The 25288-nt window shown below is 70.2% G+C and carries 21 protein-coding genes; 15 read left to right on the plus strand and 6 right to left on the minus strand.

The window, feature by feature from the left end; translation table 11 throughout:
- Positions 1–138 precede the first annotated feature (138 nt).
- Positions 139–570, plus strand: a complete 432-nt coding sequence (locus tag HFP48_RS20300) for an ATP-binding protein (RefSeq protein WP_006946452.1) — start codon at positions 139–141, stop codon at positions 568–570.
- Positions 567–1364 (plus strand): SigB/SigF/SigG family RNA polymerase sigma factor, encoded by a 798-nt coding sequence (locus tag HFP48_RS20305; RefSeq protein WP_006946451.1) that lies wholly within the window; start codon positions 567–569, stop codon positions 1362–1364. Before HFP48_RS20300 ends, HFP48_RS20305 begins: the two co-directional genes overlap by 4 nt.
- Before the next feature lie 22 nt (positions 1365–1386).
- Here the strand turns inward: HFP48_RS20305 and HFP48_RS20310 are convergent, their stop codons facing one another.
- The 5 genes from HFP48_RS20310 to aceA all read right to left on the minus strand — a co-directional run bounded on the left by HFP48_RS20310 (position 1387) and on the right by aceA (position 7549).
- A complete protein-coding gene (locus HFP48_RS20310; protein WP_006946450.1) occupies positions 1387–1653 on the minus strand; it encodes a DUF4235 domain-containing protein in 267 nt (88 codons plus the stop codon).
- A gap of 70 nt (positions 1654–1723) precedes the next feature.
- On the minus strand, positions 1724–2764 hold the full coding sequence (locus tag HFP48_RS20315) for an NAD(P)-dependent alcohol dehydrogenase (protein WP_168579931.1): 1041 nt from the start codon (positions 2762–2764) through the stop codon (positions 1724–1726).
- Between the two features lie 84 nt (positions 2765–2848).
- Positions 2849–5134: a 5-methyltetrahydropteroyltriglutamate--homocysteine S-methyltransferase gene (metE, locus tag HFP48_RS20320; RefSeq protein ID WP_006932986.1), complete on the minus strand. Its 2286-nt coding sequence runs from the start codon at positions 5132–5134 to the stop codon at positions 2849–2851.
- 108 nt (positions 5135–5242) lie between these two features.
- A complete protein-coding gene (locus HFP48_RS20325; RefSeq protein ID WP_006932984.1) occupies positions 5243–6139 on the minus strand; it encodes a 3-hydroxybutyryl-CoA dehydrogenase in 897 nt (298 codons plus the stop codon).
- A 120-nt stretch (positions 6140–6259) separates the two neighbouring features.
- A complete protein-coding gene (gene aceA / locus HFP48_RS20330) occupies positions 6260–7549 on the minus strand; it encodes an isocitrate lyase (protein WP_006932982.1) in 1290 nt (429 codons plus the stop codon).
- A 533-nt stretch (positions 7550–8082) separates the two neighbouring features.
- Here aceA and HFP48_RS20335 point away from each other — a divergent pair.
- The 13 genes from HFP48_RS20335 to atzF all read left to right on the plus strand — a co-directional run bounded on the left by HFP48_RS20335 (position 8083) and on the right by atzF (position 24224).
- Positions 8083–9231, plus strand: a complete 1149-nt coding sequence (locus HFP48_RS20335; RefSeq protein ID WP_029545254.1) for a globin domain-containing protein — start codon at positions 8083–8085, stop codon at positions 9229–9231.
- A 59-nt stretch (positions 9232–9290) separates the two neighbouring features.
- On the plus strand, positions 9291–10703 hold the full coding sequence (gene ramB, locus HFP48_RS20340; RefSeq protein ID WP_006932979.1) for an acetate metabolism transcriptional regulator RamB: 1413 nt from the start codon (positions 9291–9293) through the stop codon (positions 10701–10703).
- A gap of 188 nt (positions 10704–10891) precedes the next feature.
- Positions 10892–11806, plus strand: a complete 915-nt coding sequence (locus HFP48_RS20345; RefSeq protein ID WP_168579932.1) for a hypothetical protein — start codon at positions 10892–10894, stop codon at positions 11804–11806.
- A 262-nt stretch (positions 11807–12068) separates the two neighbouring features.
- The gene (gene urtA / locus HFP48_RS20350; protein ID WP_006932975.1) at positions 12069–13337 is read left to right on the plus strand and encodes an urea ABC transporter substrate-binding protein; all 1269 of its coding nucleotides are present in this window, start codon (positions 12069–12071) and stop codon (positions 13335–13337) included.
- Positions 13338–13374: 37 nt separating this feature from the next.
- Positions 13375–14259, plus strand: coding sequence for an urea ABC transporter permease subunit UrtB (gene urtB, locus HFP48_RS20355; protein ID WP_006932965.1), 885 nt, complete (start codon positions 13375–13377; stop codon positions 14257–14259).
- Positions 14259–15377: an urea ABC transporter permease subunit UrtC gene (gene urtC / locus HFP48_RS20360; RefSeq protein WP_006932963.1), complete on the plus strand. Its 1119-nt coding sequence runs from the start codon at positions 14259–14261 to the stop codon at positions 15375–15377. The genes urtB and urtC overlap by 1 nt, the downstream gene beginning before the upstream one ends.
- Entirely contained in the window at positions 15374–16156 is a 783-nt protein-coding gene (gene urtD / locus HFP48_RS20365) for an urea ABC transporter ATP-binding protein UrtD (protein WP_006932961.1), read from the plus strand. Before urtC ends, urtD begins: the two co-directional genes overlap by 4 nt.
- Position 16157: 1 nt before the next feature.
- On the plus strand, positions 16158–16850 hold the full coding sequence (urtE, locus tag HFP48_RS20370; RefSeq protein ID WP_029545260.1) for an urea ABC transporter ATP-binding subunit UrtE: 693 nt from the start codon (positions 16158–16160) through the stop codon (positions 16848–16850).
- A complete protein-coding gene (locus HFP48_RS20375; protein WP_006932958.1) occupies positions 16850–17539 on the plus strand; it encodes a GntR family transcriptional regulator in 690 nt (229 codons plus the stop codon). Before urtE ends, HFP48_RS20375 begins: the two co-directional genes overlap by 1 nt.
- 5 nt (positions 17540–17544) lie before the next feature.
- Complete coding sequence (locus HFP48_RS20380) at positions 17545–18075, plus strand: carboxymuconolactone decarboxylase family protein (protein ID WP_043803327.1); 531 nt, start codon at positions 17545–17547, stop codon at positions 18073–18075.
- Between the two features lie 70 nt (positions 18076–18145).
- A complete protein-coding gene (locus tag HFP48_RS20385; RefSeq protein WP_029545262.1) occupies positions 18146–18841 on the plus strand; it encodes a GntR family transcriptional regulator in 696 nt (231 codons plus the stop codon).
- A 53-nt stretch (positions 18842–18894) separates the two neighbouring features.
- Entirely contained in the window at positions 18895–22500 is a 3606-nt protein-coding gene (uca, locus tag HFP48_RS20390; protein WP_168579933.1) for an urea carboxylase, read from the plus strand.
- Positions 22497–24224, plus strand: a complete 1728-nt coding sequence (gene atzF, locus HFP48_RS20395; RefSeq protein ID WP_168579934.1) for an allophanate hydrolase — start codon at positions 22497–22499, stop codon at positions 24222–24224. The genes uca and atzF overlap by 4 nt, the downstream gene beginning before the upstream one ends.
- A 53-nt stretch (positions 24225–24277) precedes the next feature.
- Here the strand turns inward: atzF and HFP48_RS20400 are convergent, their stop codons facing one another.
- Positions 24278–25171 carry a hypothetical protein gene (locus HFP48_RS20400; RefSeq protein WP_050035652.1) on the minus strand — a complete coding sequence of 298 codons (894 nt, stop codon included), beginning with the start codon at positions 25169–25171 and terminating at the stop codon, positions 24278–24280.
- Positions 25172–25288: the final 117 nt, after the last annotated feature.

Genomic DNA, 25288 nt, shown 5'->3' on the forward strand with positions numbered 1-25288 from the left:
AAGGGCGGATCGACCTGGCGCGGCGCCGCCCCGGCGGCGCGCGTTTCCGCATGATTGAGAACCCCGCGCCGCGGGTAGTCTCGCCAGGAACACCCGCTCGCCCGGGCCCCCACCTGCCGCAACGGAGAAACGACACACATGGCGAACACGGCATCGATCGATTCGGCCCTCGAACGCACCCACCCCGTAGTGGAGTTGCGGGTACGGGCGGAACCAGGCCAGCTCCCCGTCCTGCGCGCGGTCGCTGCCGCCATCGCTCTGCAGCAGGGCTTCGACCTCGACGCGGTGGCCGACGTCAAGCTCGCGATCGACGAGGCGGGCACCCGGCTGATCACCCGGGCCCCGCAGGGCGCAACGTTGTCGTGCCGGTTCCAGGCCATGCCGCCGGCACTGCGGATCAGCGCGTCCGCTCCGACGGTGGACGGCGGCCTGACGGCGGACTCGCGGACCTTCGGCTGGCATGTGCTCAACGCACTCGCCGACTCGGTCGAGGTGAACGTGGACGAGACCGACGAGGGCTCCGTCACCACGATCGACGTGTCCCTGACCGACGGCAGCGCTGTTCTGTGACGGGGACCGGCGCCCAACGGCGCAGCGGCCGAGCCGCCGACGAATACGCCGACGTCATCCCCCTCTTCGAGGAAATGGTGACGTTCGACGAGGACGATCCCGCGCGCGGAGTCTTGCGGGACAGCCTGGTCGAACGATGCCTGCCCCTCGCGGAACACATCGCCCGCCGGTTCGACGGCCGCGGCGAGGCATTCGACGACCTCCTGCAGGTCGCCCGCCTCGGCCTGGTCAACGCCGTGGACCGTTTCGACCCCGAGCGGGGCTCGGACTTCGTGTCCTTCGCGGTTCCGACCATCATGGGCGAGGTGCGCCGGCACTTCCGCGACGCCGGTTGGGCGGTGCGGGTGCCGCGCCGGATGAAGGAGATGCATCTGGCGCTGAGCAAGGCGACCGGGGAACTGTCACAGCGCCTGGGCCGCGCCCCCACGGCTGCCGAACTCGCCGCCGAGCTGGACCTCGATCCGGAGGAGGTGGCGGAGGGCCTCGTCGCCGGCAACGCGTACCAGGCGGTCTCGGTCGACCGTCCGGCCCCGGCCGGGGACGACGGCGTCACCCTGGCGGACACTCTCGGCGACTACGACGCCGCGCTCGCGCACGTGGAGAACCACGAGGCACTGCGCCCGTTGCTGGCTGCGCTGCCGGAACGTGAGCGCACGGTCGTGCTGCTGCGGTTCTTCGGGAACATGACCCAGACCCAGATCGCCGAACGTGTCGGCGTGTCCCAGATGCACGTGTCCCGGCTGCTGACGAAAACCCTCGCCCAGCTGCGCGAACAACTGGGCGAGGGCTTCTAAGACCCGCAGGCCCCGGGCGTCGTCATTCCTTCCCGGGCCAGGTGCCGGTGACGCGGCGGAAGCCCACCGCGCTCGCGCGGTTCGCCGCCGCGCTCACCGCGCCGAAGATCGCTCCCTGCACGGCGGCGGAGACCAGCACCTCCCGCCACCCGAAGCGGCTGTCCATGGCCTCCGGCGGATCGTCCTGGCCGGCGCCGAGCGCCCACACCTTCCGGAACACCATGCCGGCGGCAACGCCCGCCAGGGAACTCACCACGAGGCTCACGGGCCGGTACAACGCCTTTTTCACATTTCCTCCACGTCTCGAGATACGTGGCGGGAGTACCCGGCCGCCGCGGTCTCACACCTGCCCGCCCGGCTCAGATGGTGGCGGCGTCGATCACGAACCGATAGCGCACGTCGCTCGCGACGACGCGGTCGTACGCCTCGTTGATCCGGTCGGCCGAGACGACCTCGATCTCCGCGCCGATGCCGTGCTCGGCGCAGAAGTCGAGCATCTCCTGCGTCTGCGGGATGCCGCCGACCATGGAACCGGCGAGGCTGCGCCGGTTCTGCGCGAGCGAGAACGCCCGGACCGTGAGGGGGTGTTCGGGCAGGCCCAGCTCGACGAGGGTGCCGTTGCGGGCGAGCAGCGACAGGTAGGCATCCAGGTCGAGGTTCACCGAAACGGTGTTGACGATCAGGTCGAACGTGCCCCGCAGATCCTTGAAGGTCTGCGGATCGGTCGTGGCGCGGTAGGCGACGGCACCGAAGCGCAGCCCGTCCTCCCGCTTGGCCGGCGAGTGCCCCAGCACGGTCACGTCGGCACCCATCGCCGCGGCGATCTTCACGCCGACGTGGCCGAGCCCGCCCATCCCGATCACGGCGACCTTCCTGCCCGGTCCGGCGCCCCAGTGCCGGAGCGGGGAGAACAGGGTGATGCCCGCGCAGAGCAGCGGCGCCGCGGCGTCGAGCGCAAGACCGTCGGGGATCTTCAGGACGAAGTGCTCGGTGACGACGATGTGGGTGGAGTAGCCGCCCTGGGTCACCTCGCCGTCGCGGCCGACGGCGTTGTAGGTGCCGGTGACCCGGTTGGTGCAGTACTGCTCGTCGCCGCTGGTGCAGGCCTCACACGCGAGGCACGAGTCGACGAAGCAGCCGACGCCGACGCGATCGCCGACGGCATGCCTGGTCACCTCGGCGCCGACGGCGCTCACCACCCCGACGATCTCGTGCCCGGGAACGACGGGGTAGCGGGTGCCGCCCCACTCGTTGCGGGCGGTGTGGATGTCGGAATGGCAGATCCCGGCGTACCTGATCTCGATGAGCACGTCGAGCGGACCGAGCTCACGCCGCTCGATGGTGGTCTTGACGAGGGGGCTGTCCGCCGCGGTGGCGGCGTACGCGGCAACGGTAGTCATGCAGACATGCCTACCGGCCGGCGGCGCGACGCGCACCCGCGGGGGCTGTCCGCGGGTGCGCGTCGACGGAGGCGGCCTGCCGGCCTACTGCCCGGCCGCGCGTCGCCGCAGACGACGTGCGGCGGCGACGAGGTTGCGCAGCGACGGCTCGAGCTGCCAGTAGTGCCGGGTCTTGAGCCCGCCGTCCGGATTCGCCCACAAGCGGTCGAGTTCGACGGATTCCGCTGCGGTGCTGAGCAGTTCGTCGAGTTCGTCGATGTCGGGGATGCGCGCCGATCGGCTCTCGTAGACGCCGGGGCCGACACCGTGCGTGAGGGCCTTGTCCTTGATGGCCTCGAGCACCCAGCGGATCGAGCGGGTCGCGACGATCGCCGTGACGTCCGCGTCGAGCCGTTCGATCGCGTCGACCACCGACGCCTGACCGGAGTAGGTCAGGTGCGTGTGGATCTGCGTCTCGGGCTTGGCGCCCCCGGTCGCGAGCCGGAACGCGTCGACCGCCCAGTCCAGGTACTCGGCCCGGCCGTCCTGCCGCAACGGCAGCAGTTCCCGGATGGCGGGCTCGTCGACCTGGATGATGGCGATGCCCGCCCGCTCGAGGTCGGCGATCTCGTCGCGGATGGCGAGCGCCAACTGGTCGGCCGTCTCGTGCAGGGGCTGGTCCTGACGCACATACGACCGCGCCAGCATCGTGACCGGGCCCGTGAGCATGCCCTTGACCGGCTTGTCGGTCAGCGACTGCGCGAACGCGATCCACTCCACCGTCATCGGCTTCGGCCGCACGATGTCGCCGTAGAGGATCGGCGGGCGCGTGCACCGCGACCCGTACGCCTGCACCCAGCCGAAGTGCGTCGTGGCGAAGCCCTCGAGCAGCTCGGCGAAGTACTGGATCATGTCGTTGCGCTCGTGCTCACCGTGGACGAGCACGTCGAGGCCGATGTCCTCCTGCAGCCGGACGGTGGACTCGATCTCCTCCTGGATGCGCTTGACGTAGTCGTCCCACGACATGCGGCCCTCGCCCAGCTCGTAGCGGGCCTTGCGGATCTCGTCCGTCTGCGGGAACGACCCCAGCGTGGTCGCCGGCACCGGCGGCAGCTTCAGCCGCTCCTGCTGCGCGGCGCGCCGCTCCTCGTACGGGACGCGGCGCCGGTGCTCGGGCCGCAGGGCGTTGACGCGGGCGCGGATCGCGTGCTTCTGCTTGAAGTGCACCGACGTCGGCGGCTTGCGCCACCGCTCCTCCGCACCGGTGGTCAGCGCCTTGGCGAGCGAGACCACCTCGCCCACCTTCTGCTTGGCGAAGGCCAGCCGGTCCGCCACGTCGCCGGGGATGTCGTACTCGGCGAGCACGTCGTAGGGCACGTGCAGCAGCGAGCACGACGTGGAGACCACCAGGTCGGGCGTCACGGCCGCGAGGCTGCTCAGGTACTCGAGCGTGCGGTGCCGGTCGGCCTTCCACACGTTGCGGCCGTCGACGACCCCCGCGTAGATGCGCTTGCGCTTGAGGCCCGGCACCGCGGCCAGCTCCTCCGCGCTCATCCGGCCGTTGACCAGGTCGAGACCGATGGCCTCGACCTTGGTGGCGGCCAGGATGGGCAACGCCTCGCCGAGGTGACCGTAGGGGCCGGTGACGAGGAGGCGCGGGCGCAGCGGCGCGTGGGAGAGCGTGTCGTAGGCGCGCGCGAAGGCCGCGAGCTCCTCCGGGGTGCGGTCCTCGGTGAAGGAGGGCTCGTCGAGCTGCACGCACCAGGCGCCGGCGCGCGCGAGCTCCGCGAACAGCTTCTCGTACTCGGGCAGCAGCCGGTCGAGCAGCTCGAGGGTGGAGAACCCGTCCTGCTCCGACGTCTGCGAGACCTTGGACAGCAGCAGCAGCGACACCGGACCGAGTACGACCGGGCGCAGGTCGATGCCGCGGGCCTTGGCGCGCTCGAACTCGTCGAGCACCGCCGCCGAGTTCAGCGCGAAGGTGGTGTTCTCGTCGAGCTCGGGCTGCCGGTAGTGGTAGTTGCTGCCGAACCAGCGGACCAGCTCGAGCGGCGGGAAGTCCTCGCGGCCCCGGCACAGCGTGAAGTAGAAGTCGAGCGGGTCGAGCTCGCCGACGAGCGGGCGGAACCGCTCGGGGATCGCACCGAACAGCAGCGCGTTGTCGAGCACGTGATCGTAGTAGGAGAACGTGTTACCGGGCACCTGGGTGAGCCCGGTGGCGGCGAGCTCGCTCCAGGTGGACTCCTGGATCTCGCGGGCCACCGCGACGAGCTCGTCGCGGGTGCCGGTGCCGTGCCAGTAGGCCTCGAGGGCACGCTTGAGTTCACGACGGGGTCCGATGCGCGGATACCCGAGGATGCTCGAGCCGTATCCGTCTGCAGTGCTGGCCATTCGGGGTCGACCTTTCCCTCGATGCACCTCGCGCCCGTGTCCCGACAGTCAGCGCGACGGCTGTGCTGTCGGCACACGGGCGCCGAGGTGCGGTGTGGTGCTACCTACCTAGCTGACTTTCTTGGCGGCACGACCGTTGTCGGCATATTCGTAGAAGCCGGCGCCCGACTTCTTGCCGACGAGGCCGGCCTCGACCATACGCAGCAGGAGCGGCGGAGCCGAGTACAGCGGCTCCTTGAACTCCCCGTACATCGAGTCGGCGATCGACTTGACCGTGTCCAGGCCCACCAGATCGGTGAGCGCGAGCGGACCCATCGGGTGGGCACACCCGAGGACCATCGCCTTGTCGATGTCCTCCTTGGTGGCAAAGCCGGACTCGACCATCCGGATAGCCGACAGCAGGTAGGGCACGAGAAGCGCGTTGGCGATGAAGCCGGCCCGGTCGGAGGACCGGACGACCTGCTTGCCGAGCACCTCGGAGGCGAAAGCCTCCGCGCGCTGGGAGACCGCGGGGCCGGTCTTGAGCGTGGTGACCAGCTCGACCAGCGGCAGCACCGGAACCGGATTGAAGAAGTGCATGCCGATGACCCGCTCGGGCCGGGTGGTGGCGATGCCCAGCTTCATGATCGGGATCGACGAGGTGTTGGACGCCAGCACCGCGTTCGGATCCGTGACGATCTTGTCGAGTTCCGCGAAGATCTCGGCCTTGACCTTCTCGTCCTCGACGACCGCCTCCACGACGAGCTGGCGATCGGCGAAGTCGCCGAGGTCGGAGGTGAAGCGCAGCCGCCAGGCGGCCTGCTCACGCTCCCGTTCGGTGATCTTGCCGCTGCTGACACCGCGGTCGAGGGACCGGAGGATGCGGGCACGCCCGGCAGCCGCGAGCTCGCGGGTCTGCTCGTACACAAGTACGTCGACATGAGCGCGTGCGCACACCTCGGCGATACCTGCGCCCATGATCCCGGCGCCGATCACGCCGACGCGCTGAATCTTTTCGCTGGTCACGTCAGCTCCTACTCGTCATGTGGGGGGTCGTGAAAGGGGTTCTGACAGGGGGTGGATACGGCGGCGGCGGGACCTGGTCGTCCGAGATCCCGCCGCGCACCTACATCCGGTTGCCGGTTCCTAGTGGAACTGGCCCTCCTCGGTGGAGCCCTTGAGGGCTGCCGTGGAGGTGTTCGGGTCGACGGTGGTGGCGATGGCGTCGAAGTAGCCGGCGCCGACCTCACGCTGGTGCTTGACGGCGGTGAAGCCACGCTCCGCGGCGGCCTTGAACTCGCGCTCCTGCAGGTCGACGAACGCGGTCATCCCCTGGCGGGCGTAGCCGTGGGCCAGGTCGAACATGCCATAGTTGAGCGAGTGGAAGCCGGCGAGGGTGATGAACTGGAACTTGAAGCCCATCGCGCCGAGCTCCTTCTGGAACTTCGCGATGGTCGCGTCGTCCAGGTGCGCCTTCCAGTTGAAGGACGGCGAGCAGTTGTAGGCGAGCAGCTGGTCCGGGAACTCGCTGCGGACGGCCTCGGCGAACTTCTTGGCGACCTCGAGGTCCGGCACGCCGGTCTCCATCCAGATCAGATCGGAGTACGGCGCGTAGGCCTTGGCACGCGCGATGCAGGGCTCGATGCCGTTCTTGACGCCGTAGAAGCCCTCGGCGGTGCGGGTGCCGTCGAGGAACTCACGGTCACGCTCGTCGACGTCGGAGGTCAGCAGCGTCGCCGCCTCGGCGTCGGTGCGGGCGATGACGACCGTCGGGACGTCGGCGACGTCGGCCGCGAGGCGAGCCGAGGTCAGGGTGCGGATGTGCTGCTGGGTCGGGATGAGCACCTTGCCACCGAGGTGACCGCACTTCTTCTCCGACGCGAGCTGGTCCTCCCAGTGCGAGCCGGCGACACCGGCCGCGATCATGGCCTTCTGCAGCTCGTAGACGTTGAGCGCGCCACCGAAGCCGGCCTCACCGTCGGCGACGATCGGGGCGAGCCAGTTGTCGACCGAGGTGTCGCCCTCGATCTTGGCGATCTCGTCGGCGCGCAGCAGCGCGTTGTTGATGCGGCGGACGACCTGCGGCACCGAGTTCGCCGGGTACAGCGACTGGTCCGGGTAGGTGTGGCCGGACAGGTTCGCGTCACCGGCGACCTGCCAGCCGGACAGGTAGATGGCCTTGAGACCGGCGCGGACCTGCTGCACGGCCTGGTTGCCGGTGAGGGCGCCCAGCGAGTTGATGTAGTCCTCGTTGTTCACGAGGTCCCACAGAATCTCCGAGCCGCGACGGGCGAGGGTGGCTTCCTCGACGACGGTGCCCTGCAGCTTGACGACCTGCTCGGCCGTGTAGTTGCGGGTGATCCCCTTCCAGCGCGGGTTGGTGTCCCAATCCTTCTGGATTTCCTCAGCGGTCCTCGGGGTGCCGGTGGTCGACATCTAAGCTCCACTCTCTAGATCGGATCCGCGCCGAACGCTCTGCAGTACGTGCGTACTACTTCACATCCTTCGCGAACCTTTCGGATGTACCACTCGACAATGACACACCCGGAAAGTGCCGTCTACCTGTTGCTAGTGCCAATCTTCGCTAGTTTTTCCCGAGGCTTTGCAAAGGTTGTAAACCTTTGGCGCGTCCAACGAACCCGGCCCGGACCCCGATAGCTACCCGTCGGTAGCAATCACCTCGGCATTGTTCCCCGGCGGGCGCGCCGCCCGGCGGCCGACGACACTGCCCCGCACCCGCGGCCCACCAGCGACGGAGCCGCGGATCACCACGAAGATTGTGACGAGTTTCACACCCGGAGGTCCGGCAAATCGGGAAGTCGCCCCGGTCGAATCGGGGGTCGGCCAGGATCGCTCGACTACCATGTGCGCGTTGACCAGTCGGGGCCGGTCACGCCGCCCGGGCGTGCCCACTCCCCACTCGCACACGAGTCGAGGAGGGCGCCATCCTTTCCGCCACGTCGAAGCCGGTGATCGAGGCCACCCTCCCGGTCGTCGGCGCCCACATCGGCCAGATCTCCGAACTGTTCTACGAAAAGCTCTTCGCGGCCGCGCCGTCGCTGCGGACCGACCTGTTCAACCGCACCAACCAGGAGAACCGGGAGCAGCAGAAGGCGCTCGCGAGCTCGGTCGCCGCCTTCGCGACGCTGCTCGTCACCGAGGACGCCGCCGACATCGACGCGATCATGGCCCGGATCGCCGCCAAGCACGCCTCGCTCGGCGTCCAGGCCCCCCACTACGACGTGGTCCGGCACCAGCTGTTCGCCGCGATCGGCGAGGTGCTCGGCGACGCGGTCACCCCCGACGTCGCCGCGGCCTGGCGCGAGGTCTACACGCTGATGGCCAACTCGCTCATCGAGCAGGAGTCGGCACTCTACGACAAGGCCGGCGTCCGGCCCGGTCAGATCTGGCGCGTCGTCGTGGTCACCGACGTCCAGTTCGACGGCGCGGAGGTCGCGACCCTGACCCTGCGCTCCCTCGACGGCAGCCCGCTTCCGGATTTCCTTCCCGGACAGTACATCTCCGTCGCGACCACCCTGGGAGACGGCACCCGGCAGATCCGCCAGTACACCCTCGTGCGCAGCCACGTCCCGGGGGAGTGGGCCGTCACCGTCAAGCGGGTCCCGGGCGGGATCGTCTCCCAGCTCCTCGTCGGCGGCGTCGGCATCGGCACCGAACTCGTCGTCTCGCATCCGTTCGGCAGCCTCGTCGTCGAGGACGCCGACGCTCCCCTGGTGCTGATCTCCGCCGGCATCGGCGTCACCCCGACGCTCGCGGCGCTGCAGCACCTGGCGGCGCACCGCTCCGAGCGCGAGGTCCTGGTCGTGCACGTCGACCGGTCCAGCTACGACCATGCGCGGCGCGCCGAGACGCAGGCCCTGGTCGACCGTCTGCCGCGGGCCCGCATGCTGACCCGCTACTCCGAGTTCGAAGAGCTCCGCGAGGACGGCCACACCCCGCTCGACGGGGTCGAGCTGCCGAAGGATCCGCAGGTGTACGTGTGCGGTCCCGTCCCGTTCATGCGGTCGATCCGGCAGACGTTGCTCGGCGCGGGAGTATCGCCCGACGCCGTCCACTACGAGGCCTTCGCGCCGGGGTCCTGGCTGGGACTCGAGTAGAGCGCTAACGTTGCGAACCTGTCGTTGCGAAGCTGCGTAGACGCTCGTACGCTGGGCTGATGCCAAAGACGTTCGTCGGCGCCCGCCTGCGCCAGCTGCGCACCGAGCGGGGACTCAGCCAAGCGGCGCTGGCCAAGACCCTGGAGATCTCGGCCAGCTACCTCAACCAGATCGAGCACGACGTGCGGCCGCTCACCGTACCGGTCCTGCTGCGCATCAGCGAGGTCTTCGGTGTCGACACCACGTTCTTCTCGTCCCAGGACGACACCCGGCTCATCGCCGAGATGCGGGAGGTGGCCCTCGATCAGGAGATGGGCATCGACGCCGACGCCCAGGAGATCGCCGCGATGGTGTCGGCGCACCCCGGGCTGGCGCGGGCCATGGTCAACATGCACCGGCGGTTCCGCAACACCACCGCCCAGCTCGCCGCCGCCACCGAGGACCGCTACAGCGACGGCAGCGGCAGCGGCACCATCACCATGCCGCACGAAGAGGTCCGCGACTACTTCTACCAGCGGCAGAACTACCTGCACGATCTCGACACCGCCGCCGAGGAACTCGCCACCCGGATCCGCTTCCACCGCGGCGACATCTCCGGCGGCATCATCAAGCGCATGGAGACGGTGCACGACGTACAGCTCGTCCGTCGCGTCGACCTCGGCGAGAACGTCCTGCACCGGTTCGACCCCGCCACGCGCGTCCTCGAGATCTCCGCGCGGCTGTCGGGCGGCCAGCAGGTCTTCAAGCTCGCCACCGAGCTCGCCTACCTCGAGTGCGGGGAGCTGATCGAGAAGCTGGTCGCCGAGGGCGCGTTCACCAGCGAGGCCTCCCTCGCCCTGGCCCGCCACGGCCTCGCCAACTACTTCGCCGCGGCGATCATGCTGCCCTACGCGCAGTTCCACGAGATGGCCGAGGACTTCCGATACGACGTCGAGCGGCTCTCCGCCTTCTACGCCGTCAGCTACGAGACCATCGCCCACCGGATGTCGACCCTGCAGCGGCCGAAGCTGCGCGGCGTGCCGTTCTCGTTCGTCCGCGTCGACCGGGCGGGCAACATGTCCAAGCGCCAGTCCGCCACCGGCTTCCACTTCTCCACCAGCGGCGGGACCTGTCCCCTGTGGAACGTGTACGAGACCTTCGCGTACCCGGGCAAGATCATGACCCAGCTCGCGCAGATGCCCGACGGGCGTCGCTACCTGTGGGTCGCCCGCACGGTCGAGCGCCGCGCCGCCCGCTACGGCCAGCCGTCGAAGACGTTCGCGATCGGCCTCGGCTGCGAGCTGCGCCACGCGCACCGCCTCGTCTACGCCGACGGCCTCGACCTCGACGACAGCAACCCCGGTACCCCCATCGGCTCCGGCTGCCGCGTGTGCGAGCGGCTGAACTGCCCCCAGCGCGCGTTCCCGCCCCTCGGGAAGGAACTCGTCATCAACGAGCACCAGAGCTCCGTGTCCCCCTACCTCATCAAGTGACACCCGCGCGACGGCCGGACAGCCGCGCGCCCAACCCCGCTGATTGCCAGGATGGTCGTGAGACACCTCGGGGACGGCGCGGCAGTGCGTCATCGATTTTCTCCACAACCGGACGATCGCTCCCCAGATCCGGTCCGGAGCGCGGAGTTCACGCCGAAGGGCACCTCCGTCGGGGCACCGTGTTCGCCATGACCGACCACACCCCGATCATGCGGCGCGACGCTGTCCGCTCCGGGCTCATCGAGGACAAGATCCGCCGAGCACTGCGCACCGGCGCCCTCGAGCGTCTCGACGCAGGCGTCTACCTGCCCAGGGAGATCGCAGCCGACCTCGACGACGCCGGCCGGCACCTGGTGCGCGTACGCGCGGCCGCCGCCAAGCTCGGCCCCGAGGCCGTGATGAGCCACACCTCCGCCGCCGTCGTGCACGGGTTCGCTCTGTGGCGTCCGGACCTCACGCTGGTCCACGTCAGTCGGAATCGACCCTCCGGCGGCCGTCGCACCTCCCAACTACACGTGCACGCAACACCTTTCGCACCAAGCGATGTGGAGATCGTGGACGGGATACGGGTGACCTCGGCGGCGCGCACGATCGTCGACACGGCACGCTGCCTGGATGCCGACCGTGCAGTGGTGCTGGGCGACTCTGCACTGAGGCTGCGGCCTGCGGCCCACGCCGCACTCCCGGCCGCCTTGACAGCAGCCGACACGCGAACCGGAATTGCGGCGGCTCGACGAATGTGCGCATTCCTGGACGGACGAAGCGAGAGCCCGGGCGAGTCGATCAGCCGCCTCCGCATTCGGGCGACAGGTCTGCCCGACCCGGTCCTGCAATTCGAGATACGGACAGCCGGTGGCGCATTCGTCGCGCGCACCGACTTCTTCCGGGAAGAGTTCGGCGTCGTCGGCGAGTTCGACGGCATGGGCAAGTACCGGTCTGCGGATCCCGGCGCAAGCGCCGAGACTGTGCGTCGCGAGAAGCTTCGTGAAGACGCGATCCGGGCACAGGGATACGAAGTGGTGCGCTGGACGTGGTCGGAACTCTTCCACTTCGACGACGTTCGTGCGCGAATCGACGCCGCCACCCGTCGTCGCTGGCGGTAGGTCGTCCGGAAACCCGCACGGCGGCAGGACAGCCGCGCGATGAAAGGAGCGCGCCGCTGTCCTGCGGAGGCGCGGATACATCCGGACCTCGGCGTGTGCGCGTTCGGAAATCGAGCCGTAACACGGGTCACGAACTCGTCACCGCAGGACATTCCCATGCAACACCGGCCGCCTACTCTTCGGTCCACGGATACAGCGCTGTATACGCAGCCCGGATACACCGGGCCCCGTCCGGCTCCCACCTTCGAAGAAGGGCACCTCCATGCCAGTTGCCACGTCCAAGTTCGCCAAGCGCGCCGTCGCCGCGCCGGCCGCGCTGGCCGCCGTCGGTCTCGTGCTCAGCGCGTGCGGCAGCAAGGCCACCGACAGTACCGACGCTGCCGGGTCCGCCTCGTGCGTCGACACCTCCGGCGACACGATCAAGGTCGGTTCGCTGAACTCGCTGTCCGGCACCATGGCAATCTCCGAGGTCACGGTGCGTGACTCGATCGCACTGGCCGTCGAGGAGATCAATGCGAACGGCGGCGTTCTCGGCAAGCAGATCCGGATCGTGGCCGAGGACGGCGCGTCGGAGCCGACGGTGTTCGCCGAGAAGGCCGAGAAGCTGATCAGCTCCGACTGTGTGGCCGCGGTGTTCGGTGGGTGGACGTCGTCGAGCCGCAAGGCGATGCTGCCGGTGTTCGAGGACAACAACGCGCTGCTGTACTACCCCGTGCAGTACGAGGGCCTCGAGTCGTCGCCGAACATCTTCTACACCGGCGCGACCACCAACCAGCAGATCGTGCCGGCGCTGGACTACCTGAAGGAGAAGGGCGTCAAGTCCCTCTACCTCGTCGGCAGCGACTACGTCTTCCCGCAGACCGCGAACCGCATCATCCGCGCGTACGCCGAGGCCAACGGCATCGAGATCAAGGGTGAGGACTACACCCCGCTCGGGTCCACCGACTTCTCCACGATCGTCAACAAGGTCCGCACCGCCGACGCGGACGCGGTGTTCAACACCCTCAACGGCGACTCGAACGTCGCCTTCTTCCGCGAGTACTCCAACGTCGGCCTCACCGCCGCCGACATGCCGGTGATCTCGGTGTCGATCGCCGAGGAGGAAGTGGTCGGAATCGGCGCGCAGAACATCACCGGCCAGCTCACCGCCTGGAACTACTACCAGACCGTGGACGGCCCCGAGAACACGGCGTTCGTCGACGCGTACAAGGCGAAGTACGGTGCGAACAAGCCCACCTCCGACCCGATGGAGGCCGCGTACGCGTCGGTGTACCTGTGGAAGAACACCGTCGAGAAGGCGGACTCGTTCGCCGTCGCCGACGTGCAGGCCGCGGCCGACGGCGTCTCGTTCGACGCACCGGAGGGCACCGTCACGATCGACGGGGACAACCACCACATCACCAAGACGGCTCGCATCGGCGAGATCCGGGGCGACGGACTGATCTACACGGTGTGGGAGTCGAACGGGGCGATCGAGCCGGACCCGTACCTCGAGAGCTACGACTGGGCCGCCGGCCTGTCCGGCAGCTGACCACCGTGACCGGGAAGCCGACGAGAAGGGAGGCGACATGGATGTCGTTGTAGGACAGTTGTTCACGGGCCTGAGCATCGGTTCGATCCTGCTGCTGGCGGCGCTGGGCCTGTCGCTGACGTTCGGGCAGATGGGCGTGATCAACATGGCCCACGGCGAGTTCATCATGGCCGGCTCCTACACCGCGTACGTGGTCCAGCAGGTGGTCTCGGCCGCCGGGGTGTCCCTGCTGGTGTCGCTGCTCGTCGGTTTCCTGGTCGGCGGCGTGATGGGGGTGCTGCTCGAGGTCACCCTCATCCGCCGCATGTACCACCGCCCGCTCGACACCCTGCTGGTGACCTTCGGCGTGGGCCTGCTGCTGCAACAGGCCGCCCGCGACATCTTCGGCGCACCCGCCGTCAACGTGGTTGCGCCGCAGTGGCTCTCCGGTGGCGTGGAGATCCTCGGGGCGGTGGTGCCCAGGACCCGGCTGTTCATCCTCGCGCTGGCCGTGGTGTGTGTGGTGATCCTGATCGCGGCGATGAAGTTCACCCCGATGGGCCGGCGCATCCGGGCCGTCGTGCAGAACCGCGATCTCGCCGAGACCGTGGGCATCTCGTCGCGGCGCACCGACATCACCACCTTCTTCCTCGGCTCCGGCCTGGCCGGCCTGGCCGGAGTGGCGCTGACCCTGATCGGCTCCACGAGTCCCACCATCGGCCAGTCCTACCTGATCGACGCGTTCCTGGTGGTCGTCATCGGCGGCCTCGGACGGATCGAGGGCGCCGTCATCGCGGCCGTCGCGCTCGGCCTGCTCAACTCGTTCATCGAATACTCCACCACCGCATCGATCGCGAAGGTGATCGTCTTCGTGCTCATCGTGATCTTCCTGCAGGTCCGGCCGCAGGGCCTGTTCGCGGTCAAGACAAGGAGCCTGGTCTGATGCCTGCCCCGACACGTCTGCCGGCGCTCACCCGACCCGGACCGGCCCGCACGTGGGCCGGGTTCGCCCTCGCCGCACTCGTTCTGTTCGCCCTCGCCCCCGCCGTGCTGTCGGACTTCCGCCTGAACCTGCTCGCGAAGTTCCTGTGCTTCGCGATCGTCGCCGTCGGCATCGGTCTCGCGTGGGGCCGCGGCGGCATGCTCACCCTCGGCCAGGGCGTCTTCTTCGGCCTCGGCGCCTACCTCATGGCGATGCACCTGAAGATCGCCGACGCCGGGCTGCGCGGCGACACCGTCCCGGACTTCATGCAGATCGCCGGCATCCGCGAATTGCCCGGCTACTGGGCGCCGTTCGCCTCTCCGCTGGTGACGATCGTCGCGATCCTGGTGCTGCCCGCCCTGGTGGCGGTGCTGCTCGGGCTCGGCGTGTTCAAACGCCGCGTCAAGGGCGCCTACTTCGCGATCCTGTCCCAGGCCCTGACCGCCGCCTTCGCGATCCTGCTGATCGGCCAGCAGTCGATCGGAGGATCGAACGGGCTCAACCGCTTCCGCAGCTTCTTCGGCCTGTCCCTCGCCGACCCGGCCAACAAGCGGATGCTGTTCTTCGTCGCCGCGGGCGTCCTGCTCGCCGTCGTCGCGCTCACCCGGCAGCTGATGTTCTCCCGCTACGGGGAGCTGCTCGTGGCCGTGCGCGACCAGGAGGAGCGGGTCCGCTTCCTCGGCTACGACCCCGCCAACGTCAAGGTCGTCGCCTACGCCGCGGCGGCCTTCTTCGCCGGCATCGCCGGGGCGCTGTTCGTGCCCATCGTCGGCATCATCTCCCCCGCCGATGTCGGCATCGTCCCCTCCATCGCATTCCTCATCGGCGTCGCCATCGGCGGACGCACGACCCTGCTCGGCCCGGTCCTCGGCGCCATCGGCGTCGCGTGGGCCCAGACCGCCCTGTCGGAGAACTTCCCCTCCGCGTGGACCTACGCCCAGGGCCTGCTGTTCATCGTCGTCATCGGGTTCTTCCCCGCCGGCCTGGCCGGGCTGGCGACGTTGCGCCGGCGACGCACCCGCACCGGCCCGGCGCAGCCGATTCCCGAACCGACCACGACGATGGAGCCGGTGAGATGACCGAACCCCACTACGGCGGCAACGCCGGCATGTCCAGCGAGTACCTCGAGATCCGCGACCTGCGGGTCAGCTTCGACGGCTTCACCGCCGTCGACGGGGTGGACCTGACCCTGCTGCAGGGCGACCTGCGCTTCCTCATCGGCCCCAACGGCGCCGGCAAGACCACCCTCGTCGACGCCGTCACCGGCCTGGTGCCGGCCACCGGGTCGGTCACCAAGTCCGGCATCGAACTGCTCGGCAAGAAGGTGCACAAGATCGCCCGCCTCGGTGTGGGCCGCACCTTCCAGACCGCGTCGGTGTTCGAACAACTCACCGTGCTGCAGAACCTCGACATCGCCGCCGGCTCCGGCCGCTCCCCGTGGTCGCTGCTGCGCCGCCGCACGACGGTGCTGCCGCAGATCGAGGAAGCCCTCGAGACGATCGGCCTGACCGACCTGCGCGACGTGCCCGCCGGCATCCTCGCGCACGGGCAGAAGCAGTGGCTCGAGATCGGCATGCTGCTCGTGCAGAACTCCGACGTGCTGCTGCTCGACGAGCCGGTCGCCGGGATGAGCCACGACGAACGCGAGGAGACCGGCCAGCTGCTGCGCCGGATCGGGGCGCAGCGCACCGTCGTCGTCGTCGAACACGACATGGACTTCATGCGCGCCTTCGCCACCTCCGTCACCGTCCTGGCCCGGGGCCGGGTCATCGCCGACGGCACCGTCGAAGAGGTGCAGAACAACCCCCAGGTCCAGGAGGTCTACCTGGGCACCGCGACCGCCGCGCAGGAGGCCTGACATGCTCGAGCTCGTCGACGTGCGCACCGGCTACGGCCGCACCGAGATCATCCACGGGGCCACCCTCACCGTTCCCGCCGACGGCGTCGTCGCCGTCATGGGCCACAACGGGGCCGGCAAGACCACCCTGCTGCGCGCCGCGGTCGGCCTGCTGCCCACCACCTTCGGCCGGATCGTGTTCGACGGCGAGGACGTCACCGCGCTGCGGCCGTCCGCGCGCGTCGCCCGCGGCCTGGCCTACGTCCCCCAGGGACAGCAATCCTTCGGCCAGCTCACCTGCGCCGAGAACCTGCAGGTCGTCGCCGACGGGCGCAGACGCGGCAAGCGGCTCGTCGCCGAGATGCTCGACCTGTTCCCCGCCCTCGTGCCGCTGCTGGACCGACGCGCCGGCCTGCTCTCCGGCGGCCAGCGCCAGCAGCTGGCGATCGCCCGCGCCCTGATCACCGAGCCCCGCATGCTCATCCTCGACGAACCCACCGAGGGCATCCAACCGTCGGTCGTCGCCGAGATCGAGAACACCGTCGTCGAACTCAGCCGGCGCGGCGACCTCGGGGTGCTGCTCGTCGAGCAGCACATCGGCTTCGCCCTGCACGCCGCCCAGCGGTACTACGTCCTCGAATCCGGTCGCATCACCGCCACCGGCGACGGCGGCACGGATGCCGCCGGCACCGTCCGCGCGGCCATGGCGATCTGATGAGCACCGGTGGCACGCGGCGCGACCGGGTCTACCGGGCGCTGCGTTCGGACCTGATGACGGGCGTCCTGCCGCCGGACGCACGGCTCGGCGAGGAACGCCTCGCCGAGCAGTACGGGGTCTCCCGCACGCCGGTGCGGGAGGCGCTGGCGCGGCTGGTGTCCGACGGGCTGGTCGAGCGGCGCGAGCAGGGCCTGTTCCCGTACCGGCCGCGCTTCGACGACCTCGCCGATCTGTACGAGCTGCGGACCACGTTGGAGCTGCGCGGGATCCGTCGCGCGCTGGCCGATCCGTCGATCCGGCACGATCCCCACGTGCTCGGTGCCGAGCTCGACCGGTGGTATGCGCTGCGCCGTGACCTGCCCGAGCCGGATGCGGGCTTCGTCGGGCTCGACGAACAGTTCCACCTGGCGTTGCTGGCCTCCGCCGGCAACCCGGCCCTGTGCGACGCGCTGGCCACCGTGAACGCGAAGGTGCGGCCCGTGCGCATGTTCGACTACCTGACGCACGACCGGATCACGGCGACCGTCGACGAGCACATCTGCGTGGCGGAGTCGGTGCTCGCGGGCCGTCTCGAGGACGCCCACGCCCAGCTCCTCGCCCACATCGACACGTCCCGGGCGGTGGTGGTGCAGCGCGCCGAGCAGGCCCGGACGATGGCCCGATTGGCGCGCGCCGTGCGAGACTGACCGGCATGTCACCTCGCATCCGGCCCGGACGGTTCAGGGAGCTCGGCCCTCTCAACTGGGCGGCCTGGCGCGTGCTCTCGACGGTGGCCGGCACGAAGGACGCGCAGCTGTTCAGCACCCTGGGCCGCACCGGTGGCCTGTTCCGCGGCTGGCTGTACTACTCCGGGAAGCTCATGCCGTTCGGGCGGTTGCCCCGGTTCGAATCCGAACTGGTCATCCTCCGCGTGGCGCACCTGCGCGAGTGCGGCTACGAGCTGGACCACCACACCCGGCTCGGCCGCCGCGCCGGGATCACGCCGGAGATCCTGCAGCGCATCCTCGACGGGCCCGGGGCCCCCGGCTGGAGCCCGCGGCACCGGGCGATGCTCGCGGCGGTCGACGAGCTGGTCACCACCAGGGACCTCGCCGACGGGACGTGGAAGGCGCTGGCCGCTCACCTCGACGACCGGCGGATGGTCGAATTCTGCCTGCTGGTAGCGCAATACGACGGACTTGCCACCACCATCGGCGTGCTGCGCATCGAGCGGGACTTCTGAGAGTTCTTCCTAACCGCCGCTTTACCGCGGGCAATCTCGGCGAAACACGACGTCCATAGCGTATACAGCTATGTCGACACGTACGGATACAGCCACGGCGCAACCGCTCCGGACGCGGGTGTACCGGGAACTGCGCACCGAGCTGATGAACGGCTCGATCCCGGTCGGTGAGCGGCTGACCGAGCCGAAACTGTCCGCGCGCTTCGGCATCTCCCGCACCCCGGTCCGGGAAGCCCTCGCGATGCTGTGCGCGGACGGCCTGCTGCGCCGCGAGGAGTACGGATTCTCGCCGGTGCCGCCGAGCATCCCCCGCATCCGCGACCTCTACGAGCTGCGGATCACCCTGGAACTGCAGGGCATTGCGCGGGCGATCGACAATCCCGATGTGCGGCACGACCGCGCCGCCCTCACCGCCGAACGCGAACGGTGGTTGCGCCTGTCCGCCGACCCGCCGCAGCAGGAACCGGGCTTCGTGGTGCTCGACGAGGAGTTCCACGTCGCACTGCTCGCCGCATCGGGCAACGCGGAACTGGCGGGCTCGCTCGAGTCGGTCAACTCCCGGATCCGGCACGTGCGGATGTACGACTTCATGGTCAACAGCCGGATCGAGACGTCGATCGCCGAGCACCTCGCCATCGTCGACGCCGTGCTCGGCGACGAGCTCGAGCGTGCCCACCGGTTGCTGCACCGGCACATCGGTGAATCCCTCGCGGTGGTGCTCGACCGGGTGACCCGCGCCGTCACCGCGATGTCGTTCGCGCGCTGACATCCGGTTCCGCCCCCATACCTTCCTCTTCCCCGTCACCGAAGGAGCCTGTCGTGACGTTCGCTTTCGACACCCTGCTCGTCGCCAACCGTGGCGAGATCGCCTGCCGGATCATGCGTTCGGCGCACACACTGGGGCTGAAGACCGTCGCCGTGTACTCGGATGCGGACGCGTCCGCCGCCCACGTCGAAATGGCGGACATGGCCGTGCGCCTCGGTCCCGCCCCGGCCGCGGAGTCGTACCTGCGGGCGGATCTGGTGATCGAGGCCGCCCTCGCGACCGGTGCCGGCGCGGTCCACCCCGGGTACGGGTTCCTCTCGGAGAACGCGGAATTCGCGGCCGCCTGCGAGGCGGCGGGCATCGCGTTCATCGGGCCCACGCCCGAGCAGCTGCGGGTCTTCGGCGACAAGCACACCGCTCGCGAGGCGGCGCGCGCCGTCGGCGTCCCGCTCGTCGAGGGCAGCGGCCTGCTCGCGTCCGTCGACGCCGCCGTCGCCGCGGCCGAAACCGTCGGATACCCCGTGATGCTCAAGGCCGTCGGCGGCGGGGGTGGCATCGGCATGCAGGCCTGTCACACCCCCGACGAGCTGCGGGACGCGTACGAGCGGGTGCAGCGCCTCGCGTCCGCGAACTTCTCCTCGTCGGGCGTGTTCCTCGAACGGTTCGTCGCCCACGCCCGCCACATCGAGGTGCAGGTGTTCGGCGACGGCTGCGGCCGCACGATCAGCCTCGGCACGCGCGACTGCTCGCTGCAGCGTCGCAACCAGAAGGTCGTCGAGGAGGCGCCCGCCCCGAACCTGCCCGACGCGGTCGTCGAGGAACTGCTCGCGGCGTCGCGCCGGCTCGCCTCGTCGGTGAGCTACCGCTCCGCCGGGACCGTCGAATTCGTCTACGACGTCGAACGCGGCGAGGCGTCGTTCCTCGAGATGAACACCCGCCTGCAGGTCGAGCACCCGGTCACCGAGGAGGTCACCGGTGTGGACCTGGTCGAGTGGATGCTGCGGCTGGGCCGGGGCGAGACCGAGATGCTCGACGCGCTGCCCGACGGCGGACCGCGGATCACCGGTCACGCCGTGGAGGCGCGCGTGTACGCGGAGGACCCGGGGCACGACTACCGGCCCAGCGCCGGACTGCTCACCGCCGTGGAGTTCCCGGCCCACACCCGCGTCGAGACGTGGGTGGACACCGGCACGGAGGTGAGCTCGTTCTACGATCCGATGCTCGCCAAGATCATCGTGCGCGGCGAGTCCCGGCGCACCGCGTTCGCGGCGCTCGCCGAGGCGCTCGACGACACCCACCTGTACGGCGTGCAGACGAACCTGCCGCAGCTGCGGCGCATCTGCACCGCCGAGCCGGTGCTCGAGGCCGCACACACCACCGCGACGCTGCGGGACGTGCGGGCGACGGGCCACCGCATCGACGTGCTGCGCGCGGGCACCATGACCACGGTGCAGGACTTCCCCGGCCGGATCGGCCTGTGGGAGGTCGGCATTCCGCCGTCGGGCCCGATGGACGACCTGTCGATGCGCGCGGCCAACGGCGCCGTCGGCAACCCGGAGGGGGCACCGGCGCTGGAATGCACGCTGCAGGGCCCGCGCCTGAAGTTCTCCGACCCGACGCTCGTGTGCGTCACCGGCGCCCCGGTCGTCGCCACCGTGGACGGGGTGCCCGTGCCGATGTGGGAGCCCGTGGAGGTGCCGGCCGGCGGCGTGCTCGACGTCGGCGCCCCGGCCGAGCAGGGCCTGCGCACCTACGTCGCGGTGCGGGGCGGGCTCGACGCCCCGCTCTACCACGGCAGCGCCGCGACGTTCACCCTCGGCGGCTTCGGCGGCGTCACCGGTAGAGCCGTGGCCACGGGTGATGTGCTCGGCGTGGCGGAGTCGCCCGCCCCTGCCGGCCCGGCACCCGTACCCGTGGACCGTCGCCCGGAGTTCACCCACACGTGGCATCTCGCCGTCACCGAGGGTCCGCAGCCCGCCCCGGCCTACTTCACCGAGGACGACCTGGCCCAGTTCTACGACACCACGTGGACGGTGCAGTCCCACGCGAACCGCACCGGCATCCGCCTGGACGGCCCCAAGCCCACCTGGTCGCGGACGGACGGCGGCGAGGCCGGGCTGCACCCGTCGAACCTGCACGACAACCCCTACTCGGTGGGCGCGCTCAACGTCTCCGGCGACACCCCGATCCTGCTCGGTCCGGACGGCCCGAGCCTGGGCGGGTTCGCGTGCCCGCTCACGGTCGTCTCCGGTCACCGCTGGAAGATGGGGCAGATCCGGCCCGGGGATTCGGTGCGGTTCGTTCCCGTGACCGACGAGGCGGCGGTCGAGCTGCGCGGCGCGGCGGCCCGCGCCCGCGACGTCCCGCCCGTGGCGCAGCCCGCCGCGCTCGACGGCGGCCGGCTGGCCGGTACCCCGGCGTTCCTGGACCGTCCCGAGGTGGTGTACCTGCGCGGCGGCGACGACAACATCCTCGTCGAGTACGGCGACATGGTGCTCGACCTGGGGTTGCGGATGCGGGTGCACGCCCTGTCCGAGGCGCTCGCGGCCGTGCGCCTGCCGGGGATCGTCGACGTCACGCCGGGGGTGCGGTCGCTGCACGTGCACTTCGACCCGGAGGTGCTGCCCCAGCACCGGCTGCTCGGGACCCTGCAGGACCTCGAGACGGAACTGCCGGCCACCCACGATCTGGTGGTGCCCAGCCGCACCGTCCGGCTGCCGCTCTCGTTCGACGACCCGTCGATCTCCGAGGCGATCTCCCGCTACCACAGCGGTGTGCGCGACTCGGCGCCGTGGCTGCCGTCGAACACCGAGTTCATCCGGCGCATCAACGGACTCGACTCGGTCGAGCAGGTCCGCGACACGGTGTTCGACGCCGAGTACCTCGTCCTCGGCCTCGGCGACGTGTATCTCGGTGCGCCCCTGGCCGTTCCGCTCGATCCCCGGCACCGGCTCGTGACGACGAAGTACAACCCGGCGCGCACGTGGACCCCGTCGGACGCCGTGGGCATCGGCGGGAAGTACCTGTGCGTCTACGGCATGGAGTCCCCCGGCGGCTACCAGCTGATCGGGCGGACGGTGCCGATCTGGTCGGGGTACCGGCAGGCCGGCCCGTTCGAGGACGGCAAGCCGTGGCTGTTCCGCTTCTTCGACCGGATCGTGTGGGAACCGGTGAGCCCGGAGCAGCTGCTCGAGTACCGCGCCGCGTCCCTGGCGGGCCGGTTCGACGCCGAGGTCTCCGAGGGCACGTTCGCCCTCGCCGACCACCTGCGGTTCCTGGCGGAGAATGCCGAGTCCATCGACGCGTTCCACGAGCGTCAGTCCGCGGCGTTCGAAACCGAGAAGCAGGCGTGGCACGCGGCCGGTGAGTTCGACCGCACCGAGCCGGCGCCGATCGAGGTGGTCGAGCCCGTCGACCCGCTCGCCGGGATGCCGGCGGGATCGGTCGTCGTCGAGGCCCCCATGGTCGGCAACGTGTGGCGGGTCGAGGTGGCAGAGGGCGAACGGGTCGCCGCCGACGACACCGCCGTCATCCTCGAGGCCATGAAGCTGGAAATGCCCGTGCCGGCAGCCGTCGAGGGGACCGTCCTGAAGGTCCTCGTCGGGCCGGGCGCGAAAGTCGCCCCCGGCACCCCCCTTCTCGTGATCGGAGCAGCATGAGCATCGTTGTGGAAAATGGACTTTCGGCTGCGCCGTCGTCGAGCAGGGCCCGGGCGGAGGCGGCGCTGCGCCGCCTCGGCGAGGTGGACCGGCCCGAGGTGTGGATCGCGCTGCGGCCGGCCGCGGATGTGCTCGCCGACGCCGACGCCGTGGACGCGCGCGTCGCGGCGGGCGAGGACCTGCCGCTCGCGGGCCTGCTTCTGGCGGTGAAGGACAACGTGGACGTCGCCGGACTACCCACCACGGCCGGCTGCCCCGAGTTCGCCTACACCCCCACGGACACCGCGTCGGGCGTCGAGCGCCTCGTCGCTGCCGGTGCGGTGATCCTGGGCAAGACCAACCTCGACCAGTTCGCCACCGGACTCGTCGGCACCCGCAGCCCGTACGGGGCGGTGCGCTGTTCCTGGGATCCCGAACGCGTATCGGGCGGATCGAGTTCGGGCTCGGCGACCGCGGTCGCGCTGGGCATCGCGGACATCGGGATCGGCACGGACACCGCGGGATCCGGCCGGGTCCCGGCCGCGCTGCAGGGACTGGTGGGCATCAAGGCCACGCTCGGCGTGATCCCGGCCCACGGCGTGGTGCCGGCGTGCGTGGACTACGACTGCCTCACCGTGTTCGCCACGTCGCTCGACCTGGCCGTGACGGCGGCGAAGGTGATGGCCGGGCCGGAACCGCGCGACCCGCGCTCCCGGAGGTGGCCGTCGGACGTGCCGTTCGCCGCGCCGTCCACGCCGCGTGTGGCGGTGCCGCGCGCGGAGGACCTCGTCGAGTTGTGCGACGAGTATCGAGAGGCGTTCGCGCGCACCGTCGCCGCAGGGCGTGCGGCGGGACTCGACGTGACCGAGGTCGACGTCTCGCCGCTGCTGGACGCGGCGACACTGCTCTACGACGGTGCCGTCGTCGCGCAGCGGTACGCGGCCGTCGGAGAGTTCCTGGCGACGAACCCCGCCGGGGCGGATCCGACGGTCGCGGCGATCGTCGCGGCCGCGGAGCGCCCCGCGGCGCACGAACTGGTGGCCGATCTCGACACCCTGACCCAGACCAAGGCGTTCGCGGCGGACCTCCTCGACGGATTCGCCGGGTTGCTGCTGCCCACCACCACCGAGCATCCCACGATCGCGGCGGTACAGTCCGACCCGATCGGGATCAACCGGCGGATGGGCACATTCACGAACTTCTGCAATCTGCTCGACATGGCCGCGGTCGCGGTACCGGGTGCACCGACCGCCGAGGGCCATCCCTTCGGGGTGATGGTCGTGGTGCCGGCCTTCGCCGACCAGGTCGCCGTGGATCTCGCGGCGCGGTTGACGGGTGTCGCCGCGCCGGGATTCGCCTCCGGCGGGGTCGAGCTGGCGGTGTTCGGGGCGCACCTGCGCGACCAGCCGTTGCACTTCCAGCTCGAGGAGATCGGTGCCCGGTTCGTCGAGGAGGTCCACACGTCCGACGCGTACCGCCTGACGGCGCTGAACACCACTCCCCCGAAGCCCGGTCTCGTCCGCCACGGCGCCGGCCGGGGCGCGCCGATCGCCGGCGAGGTGTTCCGGGTCTCGGAGGCCGGCCTGGGCCGGTTCCTGGCCGCGCTGCCCGCGCCGATGACGCTGACCAGCGTCGAACTCTCGGACGGGCGGTGGGTCGTCGGATTCGGTTGCACGCACGACGCCGCGGTGGACGCCGTCGACATCACCGAGTTCGGCGGCTGGGTGGCCTACCGGACTCGCTGAATTCCCGCGCTGAACCGGAATCCGCTCAGGCTGTGTCGTGGGCGGATTCCGGTTCAGCGCGTGGATCTTCGAGCGACGGCCCGGGCGAACCTCCGGGCGACGACCTCGAACCGATCCAGGTCGGCCCATGTCCACCGCACAACCTCGAAGCCGAGGTCACGCAGAGCGTCCTCGCGGTGCTTCTCGGCGACGAGGTCGCGGCGGTCCGCGTACTTCCCGGCACCGTCGAATTCGCCGACGACGCCCTGCGATTCCCAGAAGAAGTCGACGCGGTACCGGCGCCCGTCCCGAGCCACGACCTCGTGTTGCAGGGCAGGTACCGGCAGGCCGAATCGCGCCATGCGCAGGCGCGACACCGACTCCCCGACGCTCTCGCTCCGTCCGTCGAGCAGGTCCACGACGGCGGCGGCCCGGGACACCCCGGTGCGGTGACGGGCCGCGGCGAGAACTGCGGGCAACCGGTCGCGGGCGGACGCATCGGCACGCAGTCCGGAGTCCCCGGCGACGACCGCCTCCTCGAGTGGCAGCGACCGGCCGAGGTCGACGATGGTGCGCGCCACCGAGGTGACGCGGACACCGTCGAGCGTGACGACATCGCCGTCGCACCAGTCGGTTGCGTGGACGTGGAGGTACGTGACCCTGCGCCCACTCGCGGACGTCCGCGAGACGTGTACGCGGCGCAGATCCGCGTTCCACATGTCCAGGCCCAGCAGGACGGCGGCGGACACGTGGCTGAGCGCATCCCCCGGGCGGAGACCCGAGCCGACGTGCCGTGCCAGGACCCGGTGCCGGCCGGTGTCGTCGAGCGGGCCGTCGTCCGCCCGCCGCAGATACACGCCCCGTTTCAGCGCGACGAGGTCGCCTGTCCGCAGCGCGGCGCGGAGCCGGTCGTCGGTGACACCCTGCGCCAGCAGATCCCGTCTGGTCAGGGCTGTGGGATCGGTCATGGACCGAGCGTGGCGCATGTGCCGCGTCGAGCCGGCGCAGATCGGGACGCACCGGCACATCTGGGGATGAAGCGGCCGCCTGTGGACAACCTGGATCCGCTCGCGGAGCCGGAATCT

Source organism: Rhodococcus sp. DMU1 (genome assembly GCF_012272955.1).
GTDB classification, from domain to species: domain Bacteria; phylum Actinomycetota; class Actinomycetes; order Mycobacteriales; family Mycobacteriaceae; genus Rhodococcus; species Rhodococcus aetherivorans.